This window comes from Saccharopolyspora sp. NPDC002686 (assembly GCF_040295745.1).
Classification (GTDB): domain Bacteria; phylum Actinomycetota; class Actinomycetes; order Mycobacteriales; family Pseudonocardiaceae; genus Saccharopolyspora; species Saccharopolyspora oryzae.
Map to the genome: position 1 here is coordinate 1 of NZ_JBEOVY010000638.1, position 1,682 is coordinate 1,682.

The following is a 1,682-nucleotide window of genomic DNA, read 5'->3' on the forward strand; positions in this document are numbered from 1 at the left end:
CCTGATCCGGTGTTCGTCGCCAGGTGTAGATTTACAGTTTCAATTGAAACTGTAAATCCCACCCACGGCGGATCACAGTTTCAATTGAAACTGCGGGTCTCGGTGCGCGAAGGATCCGCGGCACTCGAGCGGACGGCCTGCCCACCTCGGTTGGAACTGCGCTCGTCAGTCGCGGGTGCGTTGGGGCGGGGTTTTGGGAATCGGGCGCCTGAGGTTGTGCTGGGTCAGCTCGTCGAGCTTGATTCGGGCCGTTTTGATCGCCTGCTGGGTGCCCGCCGCCGAGCGCCTCGCCTGCTTGAGGTCCTCGATCAGCTCCTCGCGGCGGGACCGGCGGGCCGCACTGGTGGTGCGGCCCTCGGACGCCCGGTGCTGCAGGAACGCCAGCTCGGTGACCGCGATCTGGTAGTCGCGGACCGCCTTGGCCGCCTCGTGCCCCGCCCTGCGGCGCACCTTGCGCAGCCAGCCCTTCCGGCCGGCCAGCGTGGCCAGCATGTCCATCTCGCTGCGCGCGATCAGCCCGGCCCGCTCCAGCACCGGCAGCTGCTCGATGACGATCCGCTGCTCGCGCTTGCGCTGCCACACCACCAGCCCGAAGGTGCCCAGGAAGATCGGCACCATGATCAGGAAGTAGACGTTGAGGAACTCCGCGCCGCCGAGCAGCGTCGCCGCGTTCCACACCGCGTGCAGCAGGAACGCCGCCGCGAACCCGCCCAGCAAGTAGACCGGGCGCAGCCGCTTGTCGTCGGTGCGCGCGGCCAGACCGATGCCGATGCCGAACATCGCGCTGAACAGCGGGTGCGAGAACGGCGCCAGCACGCCGCGCATGATGAACACCGCCACCACGCCGCCGCCGAAGCTGCCCATGCCGTCGATCGCGAACGCCTTGCCGAAGTACAGGATGTTCTCGGTGAAGGCGAAGCCCGCCGCGGTCAGCGCCGCGTAGACGATGCCGTCGACCATCCCGTTGAACTCCGAGCGGCGCTTGAACCACAGCGCGACCACGAACAGCGCCTTCGCGCCCTCCTCCACCAGCGGCCCCATCACCGCGGTCAGGAGGAACTTCTGGTCGCCGCCGCCGAACAGGGTGTCGACGAGCTGGATGACGGTGTCGTTGAGCAGCAGCGAGCAGGCGGTCGCCCCGCCCACGCCCCACAGGAACGCACCGAGCAGCAGCATCGGCGGTTCCGGTTCCCACCGGTCGATCCAGATGATCGCGGCGAACACGACGCCGACCGGCAGCAGAGCGGCTATGGCGCCGACCAGCGCGGGCAGCAGACCGACCCGGGACGTGGTGACACCGGCCATCACCAATCCGCAGATCCCGAGCACGATCAGGCCGGCGACCGGCCAACCGACGGCGTGGTGCTTGCGGGTCTGGAGCTTGCGCGCGCCGGAGAGATCGGGCGCGGGCCTCCGGAGATCAGGACTCGACACGGGACAAAACCCTATTGAAGGGAGTCCGGCGCCGCCCGGACAGTCACCTTCTCAGGCGCGTCGCCGCCTCCGCCGCTGCGTGTCGGAGGCGTTCCCGTACGCCGCGAGCAGGTCGTTCACCGAGGTCCCCTCGGCGTGCGCGCCCTCCGGATCCGTCGCCGGAGAGGTGCTCCTCGAGCACGCAGTGGAAGTTGGTGCCCCCGAACCCGAAGGCCGACACCGCCGCGCGCCGGACCGGCCGGGCCGGA

At 69.3% G+C, this 1,682-nt stretch carries 1 protein-coding gene; it reads right to left on the reverse strand.

Features of this window, described 5'->3' with window-relative positions:
• Positions 1–165: 165 nt before the first annotated feature.
• Entirely contained in the window at positions 166–1,434 is a 1,269-nt protein-coding gene (locus ABTZ89_RS38520; RefSeq protein WP_270947358.1) for a PrsW family glutamic-type intramembrane protease, read from the reverse strand.
• Positions 1,435–1,682 lie beyond the last annotated feature (248 nt).